The following is an 18,428-nucleotide window of genomic DNA, read 5'->3' as shown; positions in this document are numbered from 1 at the left end:
AGAGTTTGAGTATCGTTCCTAATCAGGACGCGTACCCAAACTCTTTGCTATTTCACCGTTACATAAATAGTTTTTTCCGTCGTCAATCCGTAAAAATTCGAAGCCGTATACGTTACGAAATATTTACCAGGAACATCCGAATTCAAATCACTGCTTTTCACGTGTAAGAAAATTCGAATATCGCCAGCAAGTTCATCAAACGCCGATACATTCGTCCAATAATCGAAAAAAGTTCCGCGAGTAATGCTTGCATCCTCCGCTTCGATAATCGGTCTAGCAACAACATTCACTTCGACGCGACGCTCTTTCCAACGACCGTCACCAGCAATGGCGCGATACGTCACGTGATACGTTCCAACTTTATGTGTATCCACATCATTTTCAGTCACGAAAATGGAATTTGTTAAATCCGTGTGATTATCATCATCATACGCAGTTAAAGAAATCGGTGGCATCATTGGGTCAAAATCGCTATGCTTCTCAATGAAATACCGGTGCGCATGCAAAGAAATACCTTTAATACGATCACTGCCAGAAATCGCAAGTTTATTCTTATGCGGAATTGTTTTCGCTTTTGCCGAGTGGTGGGCAAGACTTGCAGGAAGGACAAGCATTAGAGCGGATGTAACGAGGGCAGTTGTGGTCATTTTTTTATACATGTGTGTTCACTCCTAAGTTATCTTATACACTTATTATACAGCAAAATGGTATTAAATAGTGTTAACAAATTAACAAAATTGTGGCGATAATGTGTACTTTTCGACATAAAATAAAGACGCAGCGTTTTTACAAACGCCGCGCCTGGAATCATCTTATTTATTTTGGAAGAACAGTGGTAAATGCTCTTTGTGCGCTTCCAGTAACTCGTCAAGTAAAATACGAGCATCTGTATCGCTTGGTACGAGAGGGTTCACCGTCATAGCTAACAACGCTTTATCGTAATCGCCAGTTACCGCAGCATCGACAGTCAAACGTTCCACTGTCTTGATTTGCTGGATAATCCCGTTAATCGCAACAGGAAGGTGACCGCTTGCGAGTGGAATCGGACCTTGACGCGTAATCACGCAGTTCGTTTCAATCGCAGACTCAGGATCGATATCCAAAATCGCACCATTATTGCGCGTATTCACGATTTGAATATCCCGTTTATCATTATAAATCGAGTTAATCAAGTTACACGCCGCTTCACTATAATAAGCACCGCCACGTTGTTCCAATTGTTTCGGTTTATCCGTCAAATTCACATCTTTATACAACTCGAAAAGTTCCGCTTCGACATTTTTCACGACTTCGGCACGCGTGCCATGTTTTTCATACGCGGCTTGTTGATCTTCCAGCTGCGTACGTGTTTGCCAGTAATAACGCAAGTAATCGATTGGAATCATATTTAAAGTACGTAAGAACGTTGCATCCCAACCAGTTGCGTTAATATTTTTCAGCGTCGAGCCAGATTCGCCTTCCGTCATTTTCGTCACGACCTCAGCCGTTACATCTTCGCCATCTTTATAAACTGTTTTCGCGAAAACCATATGATTCAAGCCGACAAATTCCACATAAATTTCCGTATGATCTACGCCTAGAATATCCGCAATGTTTTTCTCAATGCCGATTGGACCGTTACACAAGCCAACCACTTTATTGATATTACTGTAACGCAACACCGCTTCTGTCACCATTCCCGCAGGATTCGCAAAGTTAATCAGCCACGCGTTCGGGCAAAGACGCTCCATATCCTTACAAATATCAAGAATAACAGGAACCGTCCGGAACGCTTTAAACATCCCACCAGGACCATTCGTTTCTTGACCAACAACACCGTGCGAGTTCGGAATACGCTCATCCTTCACACGCGCATCCAATTGTCCCACACGTAATTGCGTCGTTACGAAATCCGCGCCTTTCAATGCTTCCTCGCGATCCATCGTCAAATGAATTTCCATATCCACGCCAGCTTTTTCAACCATCCGTTTCGCTAAATTACCGACGATTTCGAGCTTTTCCTTACCAGCCGGTACATCCACAAGCCAAAGTTCACGCACTGGGAGTTCCTTTTGACGTTTGATGAAACCTTCAATTAATTCGGGAGTATAACTTGAGCCACCGCCGATTGTAGCGATTTTGATACCTTTAGACATCGATTTTTCCTCCAATATATTTAAGATTTGATTATGTTTTGTATAACGCTTTCTTCTTCCATAGTATAGGCTGAAAATGAAAAAATAGCTATTAATTCGCGAGCATTTGTTAAGGATTTTTGAAGTTGGAAATTGTTCCTTTTGTGTAACGCCTTGTCACATCGGATGGCATCGTGCTAAAATAGTGATATAAAGAAGATCGGGGGCATGAAAATGCTTTTTTTAGATAAAACGATTGAACTGAACGACACCGAAATGACTATTTATAATTATATCGCGACGAATTTAGACACCGTCACGTATATGCGGATTCGTGATTTAGCGGATGCGACACATGTTAGCACCACTACGATTCTGCGTTTTTGTCGCAAGTTTGACTGTAGCGGTTTTTCCGAGTTTCGGGTGAAGTTGCAGATGTATGCGCAAGAGCGGACGAAGATCAACGTCGACATGTCGGACGAAACAACGTATATCGATTTCCTGAAGCGAACGGCGCAACCAGAATTCAAAGCGAACATTGCTGCGACTGCGAAAATTTTGCGCGATGCCGAATTAGTCTTGTTTGTTGGCATCGGCTCATCAGGCATTATCGCGGAGTACGGCGCGCTCTATTTTTCTTCGTTGTTCACGTTGGCGCTCCACATCGAAGACCCGCTAAATCACCCATTTTACCACTTGTCGAGCAAATTATCCGATAAAATATGCATGATCGCGATTTCCGTTTCAGGCGAAAACGAGGACATCATTAAATACATCCACCAACTCAAAATGCAAAAATGCAAAATTATCACAATCACAAATAGCGCGAAGTCAACGATGGCGAAATTATCTGATGCGAATATTGCCTACTATATAAATAAAGAAATGTACCAAGAAGCGGACATCACCTCCCAGCTCCCAGCGATTTACACCGTGGAATGCATCGCGCGCGAAATCCGAACACAACTCGATCGCGAAGGTAAATAAGGGAAAACCCTGAGAGATTCGTGGGACATGGTATGGTATGATAAATGTTGTATACCATTTTTTAGGGGGGATTAAGAATGACGACAATGACAGAGGAACAAAAACAAATCGTGAAATCCACAGCACCAATTTTAAAAGAACATGGGAAAGAGATCACATCGATTTTTTATAAAAAGATGTTTGCGGCGCATCCAGAACTGCTGAATTATTTCAACCTTACGAATCAAGAAATTGGAACGCAGCCGTTAGCGTTGGCGAACACCGTTTATTTAGCAGCAGAAAATATTGAGCAATTAGAAGTGCTACTGCCACAAGTCAAAACCATCGCACACAAACACCGCAGTCTAACGATTAAAGCAGAACACTATCCAATTGTCGGCGAATACTTATTAAAAGGAATCGCGGAATATTTAGGCGACGCTGCAACACCAGAACTCTTGGACGCTTGGGGCGCAGCATACGGCATTATTGCTGACATTTTCATCGAAGTCGAGCAGGAGATGTACGACGCGCTGGGCGACGAGCGAAACCGTGATTTTATCGCCTTCAAAATTATTGAAAAACGCCAGATTGCACCGAATATTTTTACATTAAATCTAGCTCGAAATGATGGTAGCGAACTAGTCGATTTCACGCCAGGGCAATATATATCGCTACGTGTGAAACTGAATGAGTTATTTCACAATCGCCAATACAGTTTGACGAAAGCGTTTGATGGAAAAAGCTATCAAGTCGCGATCAAACAGGAAAATGAGAAAGATCCAGCTGGCGTCGTTTCCAATCATATTTTTGAGAATTACGAAGTTGGAGACACGATACTTGCGACGCTTCCAGCAGGAGATTTCGAATTAGATAAAACGGCGAGTAGCCACGTTTTCATCGCGGGAGGCATTGGGATAACACCGATTGCGGCGATGATTGACAGTTTAGAAGCAGCAAACGAGGCGCAGTTGATACATTGCGTGAGGTCGAAAGAGTACGCCGTATTTGCAGAAGAATTTCGCATGAAGCTAGGCGCGAAATATCACTTATTTTCCAATAGATATGTGACAAAAGCTGATTTAGTTGAAATGGTGAAACAAGGAGCGGCGATTTATTTATGCGGGCCTGTGCCTTTTATGAGTGCAGTTGAAAAGATTTTATTAGAATTAGGGCACAAGCAGTTGGATATTCATTTTGAAGCATTCCAGCCAATGTTGAGTTTAATAAGATAGATAAAATATAAGTCCCAATTTAAGCATTATCAAGCTATGACCTAGGCTGGATAATGCTTTTTTGTGTCTAATATTGTGTCAAGCGCTATGTGCTTTTTAAAGGGTATAGTTCTATACTCATTCATGAAGGTCATATCAATTTAAAGTATAATTGTGGTAATCTTATATTTTGGTCTTAGGGTTATCTTCGTTAAATTGCGGTATAAATTTATAAACAGAATAATTGTCGCTAAAAATACATATTTGAGGTCTCTTAAAGGGAAGTATAGTGTTTTTTGAAAATAGCATTATTGTTATGATTTGTTTATTGATACGAATTGCAAAGATACGTGTCCTGATAAATAAGGAGGAGTAAATAGTAATGAAATTAAAAAAAATAGGGGTAACAACTGTGGTGATGTTAGTATGCACTGTATTACCAATACAGCCTTTTGTTTCGGCATCAGAAAACCTAGCGATATATTCAACAAGAGGAGAGGATAAATTAAAAGAAATACAAAAAGCGGTTTCAAGTGCTACACTTCAAAGCAATCTTACCAAACCTTTAGAAATTCCCAAATTAGCTGCTGATAATGAAACTATTCAATTAGTCAATGGTAGCTTTGAGAATCCTGTTATTGATAAAACTTATGCGCTTTTAGACGCATCTCTAGTACCTGGCTGGAATACGACGGCTGTGAGTAATTTAATAGAGATACAGCGTAATTATGGAGGTGTTAAGGCAGCAGATGGTGATCAACATGCGGAATTAAACTCTGATTCTGTAGCGGCACTATACCAAGATGTAGAAACTATACCAGGAAAAACTATTCGCTGGAAGGTTTCACATAGAGGTAGAAGTGGTATTGACACAGCGGTTGTGAAATTCGGGGCCCCAGATAAAGACCTATCACTGATTACAACGATGAGCTCTGGTAATAAAGCATGGGTCAATTATCAAGGAACATATACAATTCCAGAAGGGCAGACCGTAACTCGCTTTGAATTTGAGGCTATTTCAACAGCTGATGGGAATAAAGGGAGCGGTAATTTTATAGACGACATTGTATTCTCGACGCCATCTGTTCTTAGGATGAGTGATTCAGTGGCACAAGCAAGTATCAAGAAAAATGATACAACAATATATGAGGTTAGTTTAAATAATACAGGTGGCATGGATGCGGGGAATGTCAAACTTGAAATTCCGTTACCAGAGCAACTCGCTTATATTCCAGATTCTGTGTCAGTGGATGGTAATGTGACAAATGACGTGACATATGATGCTTTATCTCATACGGTATCCGTTCATCTAGACAAAGTAAACGTGAATTCTACATCTGTCGTTAGCGTTGGTGTTAAGGCTTTAACCGTAACAAATAATGAAGTTAATATAAAAACAAAAGTTTTATATGAGGACGATGGATTTAAAGATGCAGAGTATTCTGCTAGTTCAACTGGTACAGACTTGATGATTGTTACTGGGGAATTTCCGGTAATCAGATGTTCTGATACGACAATAAAAAAAGGAAAATTATTTAATTCTCTTGCTGGCGTGAGTTCATCTGATTTAGAAGACGGCGATTTGACAAATAAAATCAAGATAGTCGAGAACACAGTTAATACTGCGGTAGTTGGAACGTACTACGTGACTTATAGCGTAACCGATTCAGACGATAACACAACAACAAAAACAATCGCTGTAACGGTGACAAGCAATGATGCGCCTACAATTTCAGCGACAGACAAGACCTTGAAAAAAGGTAGCATGTTTGATCCAAAAGTGGGCGTGACAGCAACCGATACAGAAGATGGCAATCTCACTCCAAAAATTTCAGTGATAGCAAACGATGTCAACACAAGCGAAGTCGGGACATATCACATAACCTATAGTGTCACAGACTCAGACGACAATACGACGACAAAAACAGTCACTGTGACAGTAACAAGTAATGATGCACCTATCATCGAAGCATCCGATGTTGTACAGCACATCCACAAGGCATATAACGTGAAAAAAGGTGTGACAGCATCCGATACAGAAGACGGTGATATCACTAATAAAATCATTGTTACGAGCAACGATGTCGATACAGAAAAAGTGGGTGTGTATCACGTGACGTATAGCGTGACGGATTCAGATGATAATACAACAACGAAGACGATTCAAGTGACCATTTTGACAAATGATGCACCGGTAATTACGACAAACGATGACTATTTGAAAGTTGGGGATATATTTAACCCAATGGTCGGCATCACAGCGAGTGATTTGGAAGATGGCGACTTAACAGATAATATTAGTATTATATCAAACAATGTCAACATGGAATCAGAAGGTCAGTATGCAGTGGTTTATTCTGTCACAGATTCTGATAACAATACAACAAGCGTTACGCGCCATGTCTATGTCAGAACGAACGATAAACCTGAAATTCACGTATCTGATCAGACCATCAAAGCAGGTTTGCCCTTTGACCCAAAAGCCATTGTTTCGGCGAGTGATTTAGAAGACGGAGACGTGACGCACTCTATAGAAATTGTTTCTAATGACGTGAATACAGCTGTTACAGGGACATATCACATTACGTATAGTGTGACAGATTCTGATAAAAACACAACGACCAGAACAATCAAGGTCACCGTTCTGACTAATGAAAAACCAATGATTATCGCCACAAATCGTATTGTCAAAGCACATTTTCCATTTGATCCAATGTTGGGTGTTTCAGCGAGTGATTTGGAAGATGGCGATCTGAGTCCTGCAGTTAAAATCATCGCAAACGATGTGAACATTGATGTACCAGGAGATTATCATATCACGTATAGCGTGCTCGATTCTGATGGCAACACAACGGAACAAACATACACGGTGACCGTTTTGACGAATGAAAAACCAGTCATCCATGCGAACGACATCACGCTAACATTTGGCCAAGCCTTCGATCCAATGGCGGGCATGACGGCAGAAGACTTAGAAGATGGCGACATTACCAGTCAAATCCAAGTCATCAGTAATGACGTCAATCCGAATGTAGCAGGCATCTACCACGTAACGTACAGCGTGACAGACAGCGACGGCAACGAAACACAGTTCACCATCACCGTCCTTGTTGGCGCGCAACCGATCGTACCGGTAGATCCAATCTCACCAGTGGCACCCGCTGTTCCAACAACACCAGCGAAACCAAGCCCAAGCGTGAAACCAGCACCATCCGCAAGCCCAGTTGTCCCAGTGAAAGTGGCACAACCAACGAAAGTAGCACCGACCAACGCATTACCAACAACAGGCGATAGCGACACCACATCCACTGTTCTTTTTGGAGGCTTACTAGCCGCACTTGGCGCGCTTTTCTTGCGTAGAAAAAAATAAGGATATAGCAAAAGTAGCACAAACACGATTCTAGACGTGTTTTGTGCTACTTTTTTGTTATTATAAGAAACCGCAATACACACTCAAGATTTTATTTTCAAAAAATTAGTGAAATTCAGCACGATAAGAAGTATAATAGAATCTATCAACTAAAAAAGGAGCTGGATTTATTGAAAGCAATTTTAACAGTTATCGGGAAAGACAACGTTGGTATCATCGCCGGCGTCAGCAATGAGCTTAGCGAGCTCGAAATCAATATTTTAGATGTATCGCAGACGATTATGGATGGCTATTTCACCATGATGATGATGCTTGACCTCAGCACGACGACAAAGGCATTTGACGAGGTAAAAGAGCAACTTGCAAAAAAAGGCACGGATCTACAAGTCAAAGTCAGCATTCAACGCGAAGAAATATTCAATTCAATGCATAAACTATAAGGAGGTGCGGATATGGAGACGAAACAAATCCTAGAAACAATTCGAATGATTGAAGAAGAAAAACTAGACATTCGAACAATAACGATGGGAATTTCACTGCTTGATTGCATCGATAGTGACGGCGAGAAAGCACGCGCGAAAATATACGAAAAAATCACTACATATGCAGAAAAACTGGTCGAAACAGGCGAACAGATTGAATCTGAATTCGGGATACCAATTATCAATAAACGGATATCTGTGACGCCAATCGCGATTATTGCAGGCGCTTCTGCGGACAAAGATTATGTTGCTTTTGCCAAAACACTAGATGATGCGGCGAAAAAAGTCGGCGTCAATTTTATCGGTGGATTCTCGGCCTTAGTGGAGAAAGGGTACACAAAAGGCGATGCGATTTTGATTGCGTCGATACCTGAGGCGCTTGCACAAACAGAACGTGTTTGCTCTTCGGTAAATATTGGATCCACACGAACAGGAATCAACATGGACGCCGTTCGAGACATGGGCGAAGTCATCAAGAAAACCGCCGAATTGACGATCGATACACAAGGCCTTGGCTGCGCAAAACTAGTCGTGTTCGCAAATGCAGTAGAAGATAATCCCTTCATGGCAGGCGCTTTTCACGGAGTTGGTGAGGCCGATTGCGTCATCAACGTCGGAGTTAGCGGACCCGGAGTTGTCAAGCGAGCGATTGAAAAAGTAAAAGGCGAGAGTTTTGATAAAGTTGCTGAAATGGTCAAACAAACCGCTTTCAAAATCACGCGAATGGGCGAACTCGTTGGACAAGAAGCATCCAAGCGTCTAGGCGTGCCATTTGGCATTGTAGACTTGTCCCTTGCACCAACCCCAGCCGTCGGAGATTCCGTCGCACACGTCTTGGAGGAAATGGGCCTCGAAACCGTTGGGACACACGGAACAACCGCCGCGCTCGCCCTTCTAAACGATGCCGTCAAAAAAGGCGGAGTTATGGCATGCGGTCACGTCGGCGGGCTGAGTGGCGCGTTCATACCCGTTTCAGAAGATATTGGCATGATCGAAGCGGTCAATAATGGCTCACTAAACCTAGAAAAATTAGAAGCGATGACAGCGATTTGCTCCGTAGGCCTTGACATGATTGCGATTCCAGGAGACACACCAGCAACCACCATAGCTGCCATGATTGCCGACGAAGCAGCAATTGGAGTCATCAATAATAAAACAACAGCCGTTCGGATCATTCCCGCAGAAGGAACAAAAGTTGGTGATATGGTCGAATTTGGCGGTTTGCTTGGAACAGCTCCCGTTATGAAAGTAAATAAAAATTCATCCGCCGAATTCATTGCACGTGGTGGGAGGATACCAGCGCCGATCCACTCCTTCAAAAACTGAGGCGGGAGCGAAGCGAGGAATGCTCACCTGCGTCGTTAAAGCCTGTGCTCCGGGGTTCTTCTTCGCAAGTGAGCTACGCATAACTTCTCACATGGTCGGAGATAAGACTTCCTCCCTGTTTTCAGTCAATGTACAAATCGTACGCTCCACTCCGGTGCTCGGCTTTGCCTAGTATCTGAACATTCCTCGCTTCGCTCTGGTTTGGTAGTGTATTCAAAGAATATTGGTTTTTCAATGTACCAAAACTCAAAGGTTGCATCTTATTCTAAAATAGTTCATGATAGAACTATACTGAAAGGAACTAATATTAAAGGAAGTGGTTTTTTGTCGAATTTACAACAAGCAGGAGATGTTATCAAGGCGGTCGTCAGCATCAACAATACACTTGTGCAAATCACAAGACAATATGAATCAGAGCTTGGTTTGACATTTTTGCAGTTGGCGATTGTGAATACCATTCGTTTTCATGAGGGTGGGACGTTGAAGCAAGTAACTGAGCAATTATCGCTGTCAAAAAGTACCGCGAGTACCCAGGTTGATCAGCTTGTCGTAAAGGGTGTGATTCACCGGGAAACTTCAAAAATAGATCGTCGAGAAACCGTGCTCAGCCTCACAGAACGAGGTGCTCATGCGGCGCAAAAAAGTATCACCATTTTACCGTTTTATCAAGTAACTACGGAACAACTTCGGGCAAAAGAGCCTGAGGATGTCCAGAGCCTCATCGAAACATTAGGGCAGCTACTGGAAGAGTTGCAACATTTGAAAGGGGAGAGGAAATAATGGCAATGTTAACTACTATTTTCATTCTAATCGTGGCGCTACTGCATTTCTATATTATGTACTTCGAAATGTTTGCCTTCACGAAACCAAGAACATTGAAAACCTTCAACATGACAAAAGAAAAAGCGGAAAATGGAAAAGAACTTGCGGCAAATCAAGGTTTGTATAATGGTTTTCTAGCGGCTGGCCTCGTTTGGAGTGTGCTATATCCAGACCCAGCTATCGGCCTGCAAATTGCGATTTTCTTCCTAAGTTGTGTCGTCATCGCGGCGCTTTATGGTGCGGCAACCGTGTCCAAACGCATCTTTTTTGCGCAAGGGATGCCAGCGATTATCGCGCTAATTTTGACAATCATCACGATGTGAAAAAAACGACATGAGACCAGCTCTCATGTCGTTTTTCGCGCCACCAATCGAAATTCCAGCTCCTGCAAAGGCTCATCCTTATCATCCAGTCGATTCGAAATAATCCGAAACGCATTCTCAGCCTGCAAATCAATCGGATAATGAATCGTCGTCATATCGAACAAGCGCGCCACATTATTCGTATCATCAAAACCAACGACCGCCACATCCTCAGGAACCCGAATCCCAATCCGCCGCGCCTCCGCAATGAATCCCGACGCCAAATAATCCGTCGGGCACAAAATCGCGTCAGCCTTCACATCCTGCGCCAACCACCAATGCGCAATCTCCTCGCCATGCGTAATCCGCCCCTTATTATAAAAATGCTCCATCTCATTCGCATCCAACCCATACTTCTCGCAAAAATCAGCAAAAGCCCGCATCCGGCCACGCGTATTTTTCCCAGACATCCGTCCATAAATATTCACAATGCGTCGATATCCTCTAGTATACAAATGTTCCAAACCGAGCATATAACCATCATATTGATCCATAAAAACCGACGCCACTTTTTGCAGTTCCACCCGTTCCCACGTCACAATCGGTCCATATTTCGCATAGCCCTCAATCACATCCCAAGGACTCACCCGCAACACAAAAACAAGCGCATCCAACTGCTTATGCCGCAACATTTCAAGTGCTTCCAGTTCCCGCGCCTGATCCCCATTCGTCACAAAAACAGTCACATTATAGCCTTCACTCTGCGCCGCCATCGAGAAACTCCGCAGAAAAACACCCATCGAACTATCAAACGTCAACGCCACAATCCCGAGCATCATCGTTTTTCCCTTTTTGAGAGAAACCGCATTTCGATTCGGCGCATAATCAAGCTGATCCACAATCTTTTGCACCCGCGCCCGCGTCTCATCACTCACATAGCCACGCCCACTCACAACCCGAGAAACAGTTGCGGCAGAAACCCCAGCTAATTTTGCGATATCCTGAATATTTGCCATTCCACCCAACTCCTTACCATCAGTTCCCCTCCAGTATACCGCAAATTTCTCCCTAATCAAAAAGTTTTTAAATAATCCTTGACCTGTAATGCATTACATAAACTACAATGAAGACGAGCAGAAATAAGAAAACGCTTTACAAAATTTCAGGAGGTATGTGTAAATGAAAAAAGGCGTAAAAATCGTTACCATTGGTGGAGGATCAAGCTACACTCCAGAACTAGTAGAAGGATTTATTAAACGTTTCGACGAATTACCAATCAGAGAATTATGGCTAGTCGACATTGAAGCAGGCCGTGAAAAATTAGAAATCGTTGGCGCAATGGCAAAACGTATGGTGGAAGCAGCCGGAATTGACTGCGAAGTACACCTGACACTCGATCGCCGTGCCGCGTTAAAAGATGCAGACTTCGTAACAACACAATTCCGCGTAGGCTTACTTGACGCACGTATTAAAGATGAAAGTATCCCATTAAAACACGGCATTATCGGCCAAGAAACAAACGGAGCAGGAGGCATGTTCAAAGCATTCCGCACAATACCAGTTATCCTAGGCATCGTAGAAGATATGAAAGAACTATGCCCAAACGCGTGGCTTATCAACTTCACCAACCCAGCAGGAATGGTAACAGAAGCCGTTCTTCGCTACGGAAAATGGGAAAAAGTCATCGGTCTATGTAACGTTCCAATCGGCGCCATCAAAAGTGCATCCGACGTCCTCAAAAAACCAGAAGAAGACCTATTCTTCAAATTTGCCGGAATCAATCACTTACACTGGCACCGCATTTTCGATAAAGACGGCACAGAGCTAACAGAACAAGTTATCGACGGCCTATACGCACCAGACGCAAACCCAGACAAAGTCGTAGAAAACATCAAAAATATGCGCTTCCTATATGAACAAGTTCGTAATCTAAAAATGTTGCCATGCCCATATCACCGTTACTACTATATGACAGACGACATGCTGGCAGAAGAACTAGAAGCATTCAAAACAGAAGGAAGTCGCGGCCAAGTCGTAAAACGCTTAGAAGAAAGTCTATTCGAACTTTACAAAGATCCAAATTTAGACCACAAACCAGAAGAATTATCCAAACGCGGCGGCGCCCATTACAGCGATGCAGCCTGCGAAATCATCAACTCAATCTACAATAATAAAGGCACGATGATGGTTGTATCCACACGCAATAACGGAGCAATCGACGACGTACCATACGATAGCGCCATCGAAATCACAAGCGTTATCCGCGCACACGGAGCAGAGCCAGTCAACTTCGGAAAGTTCCCACCAGCACAACGCGGCCTACTGCAAGTCATGAAAGCAATGGAAGAGCTGACAATCGAAGCAGCCGTAACAGGAAGCTACGATACAGCACTCCAGGCATTCACACTAAACCCACTAGTTCCAAGCGGCGACATCGCCCAAACGGTGCTAGACGAGTTACTTGAAGCTCACAAAGAACACCTACCACAATTCTTCACAAAAGTAGAAGCATAAAATAGTCATCAAAAACACACAAGTCATCGCGGCTTGTGTGTTTTTATGCAATTCAATTTCGCCATAAAATCAAGATTGTGAAATTAAATTACAAAATAGAAATATAGGTATCACATTAAAAGTCTATACATACCAAGTGTGTACAGCGTTTTTTCTCTTTACACAGAATGTTCCTATGTGTGTAAACGCTTCATATTCACAAAAGAATCCAGTCATATGAAGCGCTTCCAGTATATTTTATCCCTTTTAAAAACTTGGCACGCTTTTTGCATTATAGTTAAGTGAATCCATAAAACCTTAATCCGAATACGAGAGGAGGACATCCCTAGCCATTCACAGGTCGCATGGAGGTTGTTCGCATTCAGTCGCTAAAAAGCAGACAAAATCAATAAACTCGAAAAGCAAAAAAGGGTAGCAGTTTAAACGAGTTTATTTCGAGGAATGCCGATAAACCACAAATCGTTTCAAAATAGGGAGGATAATTATGAACGGACTAACTAATTTTTTAGAAAAGTATTTCGTACCAGTTGCAGCTAAAATCGGCTCGCAAAAGCATTTAGTCGCGTTACGTGATGCATTCATTTCAACAATGCCTATCACAATGGCCGGCTCAATCGCAGTTCTTTTAAATGCATTTTTCAGGGATTTCCCAACGTCATGGGGTTGGACAGGATTTGTCGAAGCCATGCAGCCACTTATTGGTGTCAATGGATATGTTTGGGCAGCGACTCTTGCAATCGTTTCCTTAGTGTTCTCGGTCTCATTAGGTTATAACTTATCGAAAGTGTATGAAGTTGACCGCTTAGCCGGTGCACTTGTTTCACTTGCAGCATTCGTTATGAACTTGTCACAAACAGTAGCAGTAGATCCAATCAAAAACGCGATCTTAGCAGCTAATCCAAAAGCAGACGTTTCGATGATTCAACCAGTTTGGGGATTCCTTGATTTAAACCAAGTGAACGGTACTGGTTTGTTTACAGCCATGTTATTCGGTTTTATTTCTACTATTATCTACGCAAAATTAATGCGTGCCAACATCACTATCAAAATGCCAGACTCCGTACCGCCAGCAGTAAGTAAAGCATTCGCAGCGATTATTCCTGCATTAGTAGCCCTTTACGTCTGTGCGATCATCGACTGGTCATTTGTAAAACTTACAGGTCTTGACGTTATCACTTGGATTTCTAAAACAATTCAAGAACCGTTACTTGCCTTGTCACAAGGTTACGGCGCAGTATTGTTAGTAACATTCCTAGTTCAATTACTATGGTTCTTCGGTATTCACGGACCAAACGTACTGGCTCCAGTTCTAGAATCACTTTGGGGTACAGCACAACTTAACAACATTAACGAAGCAGCAAAAGGTGTTGCAGGATCAGATCTTCCATACCAATGGGTTCGTGGTTCTTTCGACGCTTACGTATGGATGGGTGGTTCAGGTGGTACACTTGTACTTATCATCGCCCTACTCATGTTCTCTAAACGAGCGGACTCGAGAACCGTCGCAAAACTATCACTCGGGCCTGGTATATTCAATATCAATGAACCGATCATGTTCGGTTTACCGATTGTATTAAACTCTATCTACCTCATTCCATTTATCATTGCACCAATGGTGATGGTAACAGTAGCTTACTTTGCAACAACACTTGGACTCGTTGCCCCAGTTAAAATCGCCGTGGTATGGGTAATGCCACCGCTAATAAACTCATTCCTTGCAACCGGAGGAGACTGGATGGCACCTGTCATATCACTCATAAACATGGTCATAGCCTTCTTAATCTGGGTACCATTCGTTATCACAGCGAACAAGGTTGGTGTCCCCGAAGAAGAAATGAAAGCCTAATGTCTTTCCGCGGAACGACAAACGCTCATCTTCGTCGTTAAAAGTTCCGTTCCGATGCTCTCGTACAAGTCGTACACTCCGCTTCGGTACTCACTTTTGCCTAGAATCTAAGCATTTGTCGTCCCGCTGAGGTTTGGAGGCACGAAGTGGCTTTGTTTAGGAATAAGATCAAATATAAAAGATTAATTTTTAGTGAATTTGAGAATGTTTCAAGTTAGGTCGAAATATGGGAAATCTTGCTTTGAACGAAGAGCCTGAATTTAGACTTACGCAAATCGAGCGAAAGCGTTTGTATTCCGGGAGTTTTGTAGAAGCAGGAAGCGGAGCATACGACTGTATGTGAGAACCGGAAGTCTGCTAAACTCCCGGAATGCGAACGCTTGCCGCCGATTTATTAGGAAGATACTCAAAACTTCACCATTATGTGAAATCGTGTTTAGATGATTCTTTACACTCCACACACCGAAAAGTATAATAAAGGTAATACGTAGAAGGAGGTAATGAAAATGATCGTAATTAGTAGTCCTATGAAACGAGATTTTTTTGTAGAAACATTGGAGAATTATAATGAGAATGGTGTCACTTTTAAAAAGGTGGACGAAAAAGGGATTAAACTATACTTCGAAACGACTGCCGAAGATGAAGAAGCTGCGGTTAGAATCGCGAAGGATGTTATGAAAGCAACGGATATTGGCGCTGTTCTTTACTTCCAGGTTACTGTGGAGTAATGATGAAAAGCGCTGCAAACGGACTATTTATAATGAGCCTTGGCTTAATTATTATCGTGTTCAGTCCTACGATGGGCGGTAACTCGACTAATTTGCCAATGATGTTTACCGGAATTTTAGTAGTTATTCTTGGGGGCCTGATGGTTTTCCTGAAAAAGAAGAAAGACAAGAAATCATAAAAGGGAGATGGCGTTATGAACGTTTCCAAAAAGCTATACATCTCGCAAAAAGAATGTTTTCATACAATCGCAAAGTCTGTTATCTATGACGTCAAGCAAGCAACTGGAAAAAACCTGCCGATGCAAAAGTTAAAAGGGCTGAAGTATCGCAGAACGATGTCCAATGGAGCTGCAGTTGAAACCAAGATTACCGAGTTTCAATTTCCAAATGTCTACCAATTCGAAACAACAAGTCGCGTAAACCTTCATCGGACAACGTATACAGTCACTGAAATTAGTGATCATGTCTGTGAAGTCACTTATAAAGAAGAAATTGAAGCTGAGAAGTGGATGCAGAAAATGAACAATATGCTGGTAGGTACCATTTTCGCATTTTTGAGGAAAAAAAGGGTAACACGTTTGCTGAAAGCCATGGAAGATTCGGTGATTACAGCGAGCAAATAAAAGGGGATCATCAGGCGGTATTACCCCAATAATTGTGGTATCCCAAGTGCCATCAATAAGAAATATCGCTTTTTGATATAGAACAAGAGCAGTGAGGCATGTCTCACTGCTCTTGTTCGTGGCGTTTGTACTCTATTTTTCACTATAGTATAATACGTAAGAAAGATGAAAGCGGAAAAAACATAGCTTTTTAGGCTACAGAGGAGATTTTTTATTATGACTGCACCAGAAAAGAGGAAACAACCAAAGCATCCATATCTAGTTAGATCACTCAGAACACTAGGTCTTGGGCTCATCCTATCCGTTATTTTGCACGTGTTACTAGACGCATCGCTCAGTGGCTTCAACTTATCAGCCACCTTTGACATGATCAAAACCTATCCAATTCCATTTTTGCTAGGAATCTTAGTTCTTATGCTAGTCTACCTATTCCTTATTTCGCTTATCGGAAACGTGTGGGCGAGTAGCACGATTTTTGTCGGTACTTCCATCGTTGTAGCGTTCGCAAACAATCAGAAATTCTTGGAACGTGGTGAACCGCTTTACCCACAGGAATTCGAAATGATCACACAATGGCGTTTTATGCTTTCGATGCTCTCCACCTGGCTCGTGATACTCCTTTTCCTCGGAATCGCTATCATCATCGCCATCGCCTGGATACTCGACCGCTACTCCCGCAAAATTTCAGCCAAGTACTACGGCCGCGATTTCAAATACTGGGATCGGAAAACGCTTATTATTCGCGTAGCAGGGCTCATTTTCAGCGGGGTTCTCCTGTTCTCACTCACGAACTTCCAAAGCTCGGATAATTGGCTCAGAAAGGCGTACAACATCGATGCCCAGTGGAAAGACGTTGATCCGAAAGAAAGCTATCAACAATATGGCTTTGTTGGTGGCCTCATTTACAGTGCAACAGCAAATATTATGGACAAACCTGTCAACTACACCGAATCTCACATCAAAGATATCACGAAAAAATACAGTAAAATAGCAGACCAAATCAATGCAACCCGCAAAAATAAACCAATGGATGACGTCAATATCGTCTACGTTATGAGCGAAAGTTTCAGCGATCCGACACGATTACACGGCGTAACAACCTCATCAGACCCAATCCCAGAAACCCGCAAAATTATGGAGAAATACCCATCCGGATATAGTTTGTCACAAGGATACGGCGGCGGCACAGCCAACATCGAATTCGAAGCCTTAACAGGACTTTCTATGTATAATATTAACCCGCAAATCACATCACCATATCAGATGTTCCTATACCAAAAAGAAAATTTCCCATCCTTGGTGAGTTCGTTAAAACAAAATAACTATGAAACAATCGCGATTCATCCATTTAAACCATCTTTCTACAGGCGCACAGACGTATACAATGCATTAGAATTCAACAAGTTCATCAGTCGAGATGAAATGCAGCACACAGAGACGCTGGACGATAGCGAGTACATTTCAGACGCATCTGCATTTCAAGAAACATTAGACCAACTAAGAGCGCATAAAACATCAACTTTCATCCACCTTGTGACGATGCAAAATCACATGACATACTGGGATAAATACATCAATACAATCGGTGTAGAAGGCGTACCAGAGAAAAACAAGCAAACTGTAGAAACCTATCTTCAAGGCATCAAGTACTCCGATGACGCTCTGAGAGACTTCGTAACGGAACTCGACAACATGAAAGAAAAAACAATGGTCGTGTTCTGGGGAGATCATTTGCCAAGCGTATTTCCAGAAGAAATCGTGAACCAAAATACCGAGCGGACAATGCACGAAACACCGCTATTCATGTACGCAAACTTCGACATACCAAAGGAAGACTACGGTACAATCAGCCCGATTTATTTCGTGCCTAAAATGTTAGAACTGACAGATAGCAAAGTTTCGCCGTACTACGCATTACTGACAGAAATGAGCAAAGAAGTCCAAGGTTTAGAGAAGAATGTTTTAATTAACGGCGATAACCAAACCATCATTGAAGACCAATTATCCCCGAAAGCGAAAGAATATCTGGAAGACTACAAGCTAATCGAATATGATTTAGTAAGTGGAAAAGGCTACTCTAAGCCAGCTCTATTTAAAGATAAATAAACGAAAAGGGGATTT

16 protein-coding genes are annotated in these 18,428 nt (G+C 42.4%); 13 read left to right on the top strand and 3 right to left on the bottom strand.

Going from position 1 to position 18,428, the window contains the following annotated elements; genetic code table 11:
- Positions 1-47 precede the first annotated feature (47 nt).
- Both EP58_RS14455 and EP58_RS14450 read right to left on the bottom strand, forming a co-directional pair.
- Positions 48-659 (bottom strand): immunoglobulin-like domain-containing protein, encoded by a 612-nt coding sequence (locus tag EP58_RS14455; protein WP_036094520.1) that lies wholly within the window; start codon positions 657-659, stop codon positions 48-50.
- A gap of 153 nt (positions 660-812) precedes the next feature.
- A complete protein-coding gene (locus EP58_RS14450; protein ID WP_036094519.1) occupies positions 813-2,135 on the bottom strand; it encodes a 6-phospho-beta-glucosidase in 1,323 nt (440 codons plus the stop codon).
- A 213-nt stretch (positions 2,136-2,348) separates the two neighbouring features.
- Here EP58_RS14450 and EP58_RS14445 point away from each other — a divergent pair, with 213 nt between their 5' ends.
- From EP58_RS14445 to EP58_RS14415, 7 genes are all read left to right on the top strand, one after another.
- The gene (locus tag EP58_RS14445) at positions 2,349-3,101 is read left to right on the top strand and encodes a MurR/RpiR family transcriptional regulator (protein WP_036094663.1); all 753 of its coding nucleotides are present in this window, start codon (positions 2,349-2,351) and stop codon (positions 3,099-3,101) included.
- A 77-nt stretch (positions 3,102-3,178) separates the two neighbouring features.
- Positions 3,179-4,315, top strand: coding sequence for a globin domain-containing protein (locus tag EP58_RS14440; protein WP_052171461.1), 1,137 nt, complete (start codon positions 3,179-3,181; stop codon positions 4,313-4,315).
- Between the two features lie 361 nt (positions 4,316-4,676).
- A complete protein-coding gene (locus EP58_RS14435) occupies positions 4,677-7,664 on the top strand; it encodes an immunoglobulin-like domain-containing protein (RefSeq protein WP_036094518.1) in 2,988 nt (995 codons plus the stop codon).
- Between the two features lie 170 nt (positions 7,665-7,834).
- Positions 7,835-8,104: an ACT domain-containing protein gene (locus tag EP58_RS14430; RefSeq protein ID WP_036094517.1), complete on the top strand. Its 270-nt coding sequence runs from the start codon at positions 7,835-7,837 to the stop codon at positions 8,102-8,104.
- A gap of 12 nt (positions 8,105-8,116) precedes the next feature.
- On the top strand, positions 8,117-9,472 hold the full coding sequence (locus EP58_RS14425) for a PFL family protein (protein WP_036094516.1): 1,356 nt from the start codon (positions 8,117-8,119) through the stop codon (positions 9,470-9,472).
- 324 nt (positions 9,473-9,796) lie between these two features.
- The gene (locus EP58_RS14420) at positions 9,797-10,252 is read left to right on the top strand and encodes a MarR family winged helix-turn-helix transcriptional regulator (protein WP_036094515.1); all 456 of its coding nucleotides are present in this window, start codon (positions 9,797-9,799) and stop codon (positions 10,250-10,252) included.
- On the top strand, positions 10,252-10,617 hold the full coding sequence (locus tag EP58_RS14415; protein ID WP_036094514.1) for a DUF1304 domain-containing protein: 366 nt from the start codon (positions 10,252-10,254) through the stop codon (positions 10,615-10,617). The genes EP58_RS14420 and EP58_RS14415 overlap by 1 nt, the downstream gene beginning before the upstream one ends.
- Positions 10,618-10,640: 23 nt before the next feature.
- On the opposite strand, the gene EP58_RS14410 is transcribed toward EP58_RS14415, so the two are convergent.
- Entirely contained in the window at positions 10,641-11,612 is a 972-nt protein-coding gene (locus EP58_RS14410; protein ID WP_036094513.1) for a LacI family DNA-binding transcriptional regulator, read from the bottom strand.
- A 163-nt stretch (positions 11,613-11,775) separates the two neighbouring features.
- On the opposite strand from EP58_RS14410, the gene EP58_RS14405 reads away from it, so the two are divergent.
- From EP58_RS14405 to EP58_RS14380, 6 genes are all read left to right on the top strand, one after another.
- Positions 11,776-13,110 carry a 6-phospho-beta-glucosidase gene (locus EP58_RS14405; protein WP_036094511.1) on the top strand — a complete coding sequence of 445 codons (1,335 nt, stop codon included), beginning with the start codon at positions 11,776-11,778 and terminating at the stop codon, positions 13,108-13,110.
- Positions 13,111-13,594: 484 nt separating this feature from the next.
- Complete coding sequence (locus EP58_RS14400; protein ID WP_036094509.1) at positions 13,595-14,956, top strand: PTS sugar transporter subunit IIC; 1,362 nt, start codon at positions 13,595-13,597, stop codon at positions 14,954-14,956.
- A gap of 506 nt (positions 14,957-15,462) precedes the next feature.
- Positions 15,463-15,684, top strand: a complete 222-nt coding sequence (locus EP58_RS14395) for a hypothetical protein (protein WP_036061190.1) — start codon at positions 15,463-15,465, stop codon at positions 15,682-15,684.
- Between the two features lie 32 nt (positions 15,685-15,716).
- On the top strand, positions 15,717-15,863 hold the full coding sequence (locus tag EP58_RS17375) for an LPXTG cell wall anchor domain-containing protein (RefSeq protein ID WP_241481022.1): 147 nt from the start codon (positions 15,717-15,719) through the stop codon (positions 15,861-15,863).
- 15 nt (positions 15,864-15,878) lie between these two features.
- On the top strand, positions 15,879-16,307 hold the full coding sequence (locus tag EP58_RS14385) for a DUF3284 domain-containing protein (RefSeq protein WP_036094506.1): 429 nt from the start codon (positions 15,879-15,881) through the stop codon (positions 16,305-16,307).
- Positions 16,308-16,523: 216 nt separating this feature from the next.
- A complete protein-coding gene (locus tag EP58_RS14380) occupies positions 16,524-18,413 on the top strand; it encodes an LTA synthase family protein (RefSeq protein WP_052164907.1) in 1,890 nt (629 codons plus the stop codon).
- The last annotated feature ends 15 nt before the right edge of the window (positions 18,414-18,428 follow it).

The sequence above is a fragment of the Paenilisteria newyorkensis genome (assembly GCF_000766145.1).
Lineage (GTDB): Bacteria > Bacillota > Bacilli > Lactobacillales > Listeriaceae > Listeria_A > Listeria_A newyorkensis.
The sequence above is the reverse complement of the archived record's forward strand: the minus strand, read 5'-3'. Positions and strand labels throughout refer to the sequence as shown.